The 7962-nt window shown below is 69.2% G+C and carries 5 protein-coding genes and 1 pseudogene; 2 read left to right on the top strand and 4 right to left on the bottom strand.

The window, feature by feature from the left end; translation table 11 throughout:
• Nucleotides 1-91: 91 nt before the first annotated feature.
• Nucleotides 92-943: pseudogene (locus AB0J64_RS12525) on the top strand (FAD-dependent monooxygenase); the annotation flags it as partial.
• A gap of 90 nt (nt 944-1033) precedes the next feature.
• On the opposite strand, the gene AB0J64_RS12520 reads toward AB0J64_RS12525, so the two are convergent.
• Both AB0J64_RS12520 and AB0J64_RS12515 read right to left on the bottom strand, forming a co-directional pair.
• Nucleotides 1034-1855, bottom strand: a complete 822-nt coding sequence (locus AB0J64_RS12520) for an NAD(P)H-binding protein (protein WP_364024846.1) — start codon at nt 1853-1855, stop codon at nt 1034-1036.
• A gap of 66 nt (nt 1856-1921) precedes the next feature.
• Nucleotides 1922-3331: an MFS transporter gene (locus AB0J64_RS12515; RefSeq protein ID WP_364024843.1), complete on the bottom strand. Its 1410-nt coding sequence runs from the start codon at nt 3329-3331 to the stop codon at nt 1922-1924.
• 138 nt (nt 3332-3469) lie between these two features.
• On the opposite strand from AB0J64_RS12515, the gene AB0J64_RS12510 reads away from it, so the two are divergent.
• Entirely contained in the window at nt 3470-3904 is a 435-nt protein-coding gene (locus AB0J64_RS12510; protein WP_364024840.1) for a MarR family transcriptional regulator, read from the top strand.
• 5 nt (nt 3905-3909) lie between these two features.
• Here AB0J64_RS12510 and AB0J64_RS12505 read toward each other — a convergent pair whose 3' ends face one another.
• The gene (locus AB0J64_RS12505; RefSeq protein ID WP_364024837.1) at nt 3910-6852 is read right to left on the bottom strand and encodes an aminotransferase class III-fold pyridoxal phosphate-dependent enzyme; all 2943 of its coding nucleotides are present in this window, start codon (nt 6850-6852) and stop codon (nt 3910-3912) included.
• A 334-nt stretch (nt 6853-7186) separates the two neighbouring features.
• Nucleotides 7187-7903 carry a TetR/AcrR family transcriptional regulator gene (locus tag AB0J64_RS12500; RefSeq protein WP_364024834.1) on the bottom strand — a complete coding sequence of 239 codons (717 nt, stop codon included), beginning with the start codon at nt 7901-7903 and terminating at the stop codon, nt 7187-7189.
• Between the last annotated feature and the right edge of the window lie 59 nt (nt 7904-7962).

Here is a 7962-nt window from a genome sequence, read left to right as displayed (position 1 = left end):
ACCCCTGGAAGTACTCAACGAGTCCCTCTCAACCCAAACAGCCGCATAGGCTCTACGCCCATAAGAAGGCTGTCCGGAATCACCGTGGCCCCTCACCGAGACCCGCGAGACCCATCAGCGATTCTGGCTCCGGCCCTTCGGCGAAGGGGTCTATAGCGTCGTGGTCCCCGCCGCGGGAGTCGGCGACCGCGCCGAACCGCCCACTCTCGAGGATTTCCAACAACAGTTGCGCGCCATCGCCGGAACCGATTTCGGCGTGCACTCCCCGCGCTGGATGTCCCGCTTCGGGGATGCCACCCGGCTGGCCGAACGTTATCGGGTCGGGCGGGTGCTGCTGGCCGGCGATGCGGCACACATCCATCCACCCACCGGCGGACAGGGCCTCAACCTGGGCGTTCAGGACGCATTCAACCTCGGCTGGAAACTGGCCGCACAGATCCGCGGCTGGGCCCCGGAAACACTGCTGGACACCTACCACGCCGAACGTCATCCGGTCGCCGAGGACGTGCTGGACAACACCCGCGCCCAGATGGAACTGCACTCCACCGAACCGGGCCCGCAGGCCGTGCGCAGGCTGCTCACCGAACTGATGGACTTCGACGAGGTGAACCGCCATCTGATCGAGAAGATCACCGCGATCGGCATCCGCTACGACTTCGGCGAAGGCCCCGACCTGCTCGGCCGCCGCCTGCGCGACATCGACGTGAAACAGGGCCACCTCTACGGTCTGCTGCATCGCGGCCGCGGCCTGCTGCTGGACCGCACCGAACGCCTGACCGTCGGCGGCTGGTCAGACCGGGTCGATCACCTCGCGGATCCCACTGCGGCACTGGATGTTCCGTGCGTCCTGCTACGCCCCGACGGCCACGTCGCCTGGATCGGCGACGATCAGCAGGACCTGGACGACCACCTCTCCCGCTGGTTCGGCAAGCCCGCCAATTGATCAACTGCCCAGGGCGGGCAGTCGGTCGGCGCGGGAGTGCCGGGCGACTGCCCGCCCTGGGGGTTGAGGTGGTTGGAGCCGCGGTGCCCGTCAGGGCTTGAAGGCGGCCGCGTGGTCGTGGGCCCAGGCGGCGAACGTGCGGCCAGGCCGTCCGATCAGCCGCTCGAGGTTCGTGGTGATCTCGGTCGGAACGCCGTCGTTCAGGCGCTGCCAGTCCAGGATCGCGTCGGCGATGGGCCCGGACACGTATTCGGCCATCTCCGCCTTCCACTCCTCGCGGGTGACCTTGCGGATGGTGATGTCCCGGCCGGTGACGTGGCTGAGGATGTCGATCTGCCCGGCGCACGTGATCGACTCAGGGCCGGTCAGCGTGTACGTCCGGCCGCTCAGGGCGGGGTCGGTCAGGACGGCGGCGGCCGCCTCGGCGAGGTCGACCTCGTCGATGGGATCGTTGTACGACCCCGGGTAGGGCAGGATCACCGGGGCCCCGGCCTTGATGGGCCAGGACCAGGCCAGGGCGTTAGCCGCGAAAGTACCGGGACGGAGCATCGTGCTGCGGACGGGGGCGGCGGTCAGGGCGCGCTCGACGTCCAGATGGGACTTGGCCAGCGGGTTGGCCTCGGGGTCCGGGGCGAGCACGGCGGCCGACGAGAGCAACACGATGTGCTCCACTCCGGCGGCGACGGCCTCCTTCACGAAAGCGTCGATGTGCGACGGCTCGGCGTACAGGAAGACCGAACTGACGCCCGCCAGGACGTCGGGGAAGGTGGCCGGGTCGGTCAGGTCGCAGGTGGCGATCGACGGGTCGCTCGGACGACTCGAGGCCGGGCGGACCGGCAGGCCGCGCTGACGCAGGAGGGCGATGAGCTCGGTGGCCACAGCGCCACGGGCGCCGGTAACAAGGATGGTCATAGTGGGACATGCCTTTCTGAAAGCCGGAAGTCGGACGGTGCCGTGTCCGGGCTAAGTTCGGGTTGTTCAGGGGGCGTGGTGGGGCTGAGCCTTACGGGGGAGCAGCCGCACCAGGCCGCAGCAGACGATCGTGGCGACGATCACGATGAGCAGGCTGCGCGTGGCGGCCCCGTCCTGATCGCCGGCACCGAAGTAGACGGTGGTCACGACGGCGGCGCCGACGGCGTTGGCGAGTTGCTGGATCGCGGTCAGCGACCCGCTGGCGCTCCCGGTCTGGCGCGGATCGATGTCGCCCATGGTGACGTCGAAGACGGTCCCGAAGCAGGCCCCCATGCCCAGCCCCATGACGAGCGCCGGTGGCACGAGCGCCCACACATCGCGAGGGGCTCCCGAGGCGACGAACAGCAGCCAGCCGGTGCCGGCCAGCGTGGTGAGCAGCCCGATGAGGATCAGGTCCCGGCCGAGCCGGGCGATGAGCCGGTGACAGGCCACCGAGGCGATGACGATGCCGGCTGCCACCGGCACCAGGCCGACCGCCGCCGTTACGGGGCTGAACCGCAGGTCGTACTGCATGAGCAGCGACATCACGTACAGCAGGCCAGAGACGGCGGCGAAGAAGACCACGGCGAGCACGAGCCCGGCGGTGAACCCGCGGTTGCGCAGCAACGACGGCTCAATGAGCGGGCTGGCGGCGGTGCGCTGGCGCACACAGAACAGGCCGAAGAACGCCACCCCGCCGGCCAGGCACAGGTACGGGACAAGGCCCCAGCCATGGGCGGATCCGTCGATCAACCCGTACAGGAAGGCCACCATGGCCACCCCGAGCAGGCCGGCGCCGATCCCGTCCACCGACACCACCGTCTCACCGGAGCGCGCGCCGTCGGTGGGCAGGAGTCTCGCCGCGGCTAGGAACGTCGCTCCGCCGAGCACGATGTTGATCAGGAACATGGCCCGCCACCCGAGCCCCAGCAGATCGGCCTGGATCAGGAACCCGGCCAGCACCGGCCCGCCGACCGACGAGGCGCCGAGCGTCGGGGCGAACGCGCTGAAGGCCTTGCCGAGCTGGTCACGCGGGAAGGCCGCCGTCACGATGCCGAATCCCTGAGGGATCATCAACGCCCCGAACGCCCCCTGGACGATCCGGGCGGCGATCAGGGCGCCCGCGCTGCCCGCGACCCCGCAGGCCACGGATGCGATCGTGAAGCCGCCGATGCCGATCAGGAAGAGCCGGCGCCGCCCGTACTTGTCGCCAAGCCGTCCTGCGGGGACCAGCAGCACGCCGAGTGCCAGTGCGTAGCCGGCGCCGAGCCACTGGATGAGGGTCTCGCCTCCACCGAGGTCGGCCGCGACGGTGGGCGCGGCGAGGTTGGTGATCGTCGCGTCGAGGAGGTCCAGTACGGCGGAGGCGAGGATGACGGCCAGGACGGCCCAGCGCCTGCCTGCCTGGACTGGCGCGGCGCGGATGGGTGCGGACATGCGCTCCCCTTTCAGGGGTCGGCGACAGATAAGATGGGGGCGTGACGCAAAAAGTGCGTCACGCAAAGATTGCGTGACGCAAATAAATGTGAGGTATGGGGCCGTCCTGTGTCAAATCGAGCCGAAACCCTGAAGCGGATGATGAACGAGAGTCAGCGGCACTATGCGGCGTACGTGCTGTTCAACCAGGCGATGGCCGACCGTCTGCAGATTCACTCCACCGACCTGCAGTGCCTGGGGCTGCTGGGTCTGGAGTCGAGGCCGGTGAGCACCGGTGAGATCGCCCGGCTGACCGGCCTGACGCCCGGCTCCGCCACCCGCATGGTGGATCGACTGGAGAAGGCGGGCCTGGTGATCCGGCAGCCGGACCCTGCCGATCGCCGGCGGGCTTTGGTCGCTTTGACGCCCTTGGCGCAGGAGAGGATCGGTGCGGCCTGGGACATACCGGGCAAGGCATTCGCCGAAGTGCTGGAGAGGTACGGCGACGCGGAGCTGGCCATCATCGCCGACTACCTGCACCGAGCCGCCGAAGCGGGCCGCGCCCAGGCCGATCGCCTCACCAAGGGGAGCTGATTCTCTCAGGCTGTGACGTCGCCGACCATGGCCAGCGCTCGGTCCAAGGTCGTCAAGGCGGTGTCGGCGTCCGCGCGGGTGAGCACCATCGGTGGTTTGATCTTCACCACGTTGCCGTGCGGGCCGTCCAGTGACAGCAGCACCCCGCCCTCGCGGGCCAGTTCCACGACGCGCGCCGCCGCTTCAGTCGCAGGACGCTTGGTGGCCCGGTCCTCGACCAGGTCCACTCCGAGGAACAAGCCGCGTCCCCGCACGTCGCCGATGATCGAGTGCCGTGTGGACAGCTCTGTCAGCCCTGCGGCAAGGAACGTCCCCATCTCGGCCGCGTGCGCCATCAGCCGCTCGTCGCGGAGCACGTCCAGGACCGCGAGTCCGGCCGCGCACGAGACCGGGTTGCCGCCGTAGGTATTGAAGTACTCCATACCGGTCTGGAAGGCGCGTGCGACGGCCGGTGTGGTGACCACGGCGCCGAGTGGGTGGCCGTTCCCGATCGGCTTCCCCAGTGTCACGATGTCGGGCACCACGCCGTGTGCCTCGAATGCCCACATGTGGCTGCCGACCCGGCCGAATCCGCACTGCACCTCGTCGGCGATGCACAGGGCGCCTGCCTCGCGCGCGCCGGCGTACGCCGCCGCCAGGTATCCCGGTGCCGGCTCGACCTGGCCCGCGCAGCCCAGGATCGACTCGTGCAGGAAGGCGGCCGGTGGTGCGTCGGCGCAGTGAGCGGCGACCTCGGTCGCGTAGCGCGGGCCGTCGGCCCCGTAGCGGCCCCGGTAAGGGTCGGGTAGTTCGCACACGCGCACCCGTGGCCCAGGCCCGTTGCCACCGGCCCGGTTGAACTTGTACGGGCTCACTTCCACGAGAGAGCCGAGATTGCCGTGATAGGCCCAGTCGAGGACGAGCACGTCCTCTCGGCCGGTCGCCGTCCTGGCCATCCGCAACGCGAGGTCGTTCGCCTCGCTGCCGGAGTTGGTCAGCATCACCACCGACAAGGGGTCCGGGAAGGTGGCGGCAAGGCGACGGGCGTACTCGATGATCGTCCCGTGCAGGTATCGCGTGTTGGTGTTCAGGAGTTCCGCCTGCGCGGCCAGCGCGCTCACCACGCGCGGGTGACCATGGCCGACGTGCGCGACGTTGTTGACCAGATCGAGGTAGCGCCTGCCGTCCGCGTCGACCAGGTACGCGCCGTCGCCGGCGACGATGTGCAGCGGATCGGCATAACTGAGCGACAAGGACGGCGCCAGATTCGCGCGACGACGACGGGCCAGCTCCTGCTTGCTCCGGTCCCGAGCGGGCACATGCGACACGGGTATCCGGAGCAGCACGTTGGGGTCGGGGGAGATGCTCTCCCAGACGTCGATGTCATCACGCTCGATCACCCCTGGCAGGTCGGTCGAGCGGCCGAGCAGCGTGACGAACAACTGAACGTGCACGTGCGGCGGCCAGTTTCCGTTCTCCGCGGGCGCGCCGACCCAGGCGATCCGCTCGCCGCGCCGTACCCGCCGGCCGGGCGTCAGGCTCGACACGACCTCCCGGCCGAGATGGCCGATCAACAGCCAGAACGGCTCGCCGTCGTCGGTGGCGTGCTCGAGGAGCACGACCCCGCCGTAGTCGTAGGGGTCCGCTCGGTACTCGACGCTGTGCACCGTACCGTCCAGCGGCGCGAACACCGGTTCACCCGCGGGGACGAACAGGTCCACTCCCAGATGTACGGTCCGGGGTTGCCCTTCCGATCGGGACGGGGCGTACGCGTCCGAACGGTAGACATCGCGGTCCTCCCGATATCTGCCGAGACCGAAGGTGTGGCCACTGGCCGACACCTGGGAGCCCACCGCGGCCATCGTCGCCGGATCCGTATGCGTCCAGTTCAGTACCAAGGGCGGATCGGCGGCAAGGTTACGGTCGATGACCGGGGCGGGATCGCAGGCGGCCGACTGCAGCCAGGCCACGATCCTTCGTTCACGGGGGATCGGCCGATAGCCGCAGGCGTCGCGAAAGCGCGCTTCCCGCAGTTCGCGGGGCTCGCGGGTGATCGCCCCGATCGCTCTGCGTACCTCCGTCTGGCTGATGGTCAGGTAGGAGTTGTCCGGGTCGGAACGGCGCTGCACGGCGGCGTTCACCACGCTCATCGCAAGCCTGGCGTCCACCAGGTCGGGCAACAACGCCAGCTCCTGCGGTGTGACCGGCGACTCGGCGTGGTAGCCGGCGAGCACCGGCAACGCGGCCGCCATGGGGTCGGCGTGGCCGAGCTGGGCGTAGGCGAGCGCGACGGCGAGCCCGCACACCCGTGGCGCGCGGACCACGTCCCCCACGTCGAGCAGCCCGGCAACGCCGCCGTCCGATCCGACCAGGATGTTGTGCTCGTTGGCGTCGTTGTGGATCGCCTGCTGAGGAAGGGCGCTCAAGGCGGGCAGCAGCTCATCGAGCCTGTTGAGCGTGGTGTGCACGAACGGCCGGAGGGCCTCGTCCACGAACGGCGCATCCCCGAGCAGCGCCACCGCCTGTCGCATGTTCCAGCGGTACGGCCGGTCGAGTGCCGGATGTTCGAACCCGGCGAGCGCCGCATCCAGGCGCGCCACGGCTGAGCCCAGCGCGCGCAGGCGCGTTTCATCGGGCGGGCCGGCATCGGCCCACACGGTCCCCGGGAGCCACTCCAGCAGGCGGGCTCGCCGGGCGTGCCCGCCGAAGCTGACCCCGGCCGTCGCGACGAGACGCGGTACCGCGAGTTCGGGTGCGGTCCGGGCCAGGTGCGCCAGGATCTCGTCCTGAAAGTCCAGCACCGATGGGTCGGTAGCCGGATGATGCACCTTGAGCACATACGCCGGGACGCCCTCGGCGTCCAACCGGACATTCCAGTCGAGCTCCCCAGGCAGCAACGTGGCGGACGCCGAGACACCGAAGAGCTCCGTGGCCCAGGAGGCCAGCAGCGCGGCAGAGGGCTGAGTCACGCCAGGAATGCTAAGCACGACGGCTGCACGATGTCGAACAATTCGCCGCTATCCTGCGCGTTCGTGCAAGAAAACTCCATATTCCGGCGCACAGCTCGCAGATTATTCGAACCGTTCTCAGTCGCCTCGGTTGATCAATTCTGTGAGCAGCAACTGCGTCCGCGTTCGGGCGACGCTGCCGGTCTGTTGCAGCCGCACGATGACCTGCTCAAGGTGGCTGACGAGCCACAGACGGGCCGACTGACGGGGCTGGATCGAGTCGGTCCGATGGCGGACCCGGGGTCGTCGCGCCGGGGGGCTGGTGGTGATCTCGAATTCGCCGGCGGGGAAGCGCTCAGATGCCAAGGCGGGTGGCGATGCCGTCGAGGAGGCAGTCCAGGCCGAGGTCGAACTGCCATGAGGTGTCGTCTTTACGGGTGGCGGTGCGCAGGTAGTGCTGGAAGGTCGGATAACGGCCGGTCCGCATGTGCCACATCATCAGCGGGGCGAGTTCGTCGCGCAGTTCGGCTCCGCCGGACAGGCTCTGCTCGCTCACCAGAGTGCTGATGGCGCTTTCGTGGCTCATGGCGCCGTGTACGTAGGCGTCCACGGCGCGAAAGACGCTCATCATCGTGTCGGCGTCCAGGCCGAGGCCGTCGAGCGCTGCCAGAGCCTGCTCGGCCACGGTCATCCGGTGCGGCGTGAGGGAGAGCTTGGCCTGCGGGGGCAGCTGGGCCAGCCATCGGTGCCGGAGCATCAGCTCGCGCGTCAGCACGGCAAGGGCGCGCAGGCTGGGCCGCCAGCCGAGGCCGCGGGGCAAACGCAGATCGGCGTAGACATGATCGACCATGAGCTCCAGCAGGTCGTCCTTGCCGGACACGTAGCGGTAGGCCGCCATGGGGGCGACGCCCAGGTCGGTGGCCAGGCGGCGCATGGTGATGGCTTCAAGGCCCTCGGCGTCGGCGATCGCGACAGCCGTCGCGGCGATGCGTTGCGGCGACAACGTCTGGCGGGGAGCCGGCGAAGGGCGCTCCAGCCGCTCCCATAGAGATTCGTTCTTGTCGGTCGCCATGCTGGCCAGTCCCTTCCTCGCGGTCGTGTACAACGTATCAGAAGTAGACAATGTACACA

The sequence above is a fragment of the Nonomuraea sp. NPDC049695 genome (assembly GCF_040674955.1).
GTDB classification, from domain to species: Bacteria; Actinomycetota; Actinomycetes; order Streptosporangiales; family Streptosporangiaceae; genus Nonomuraea; species Nonomuraea helvata.
The sequence above is the reverse complement of the archived record's forward strand: the minus strand, read 5'-3'. Positions and strand labels throughout refer to the sequence as shown.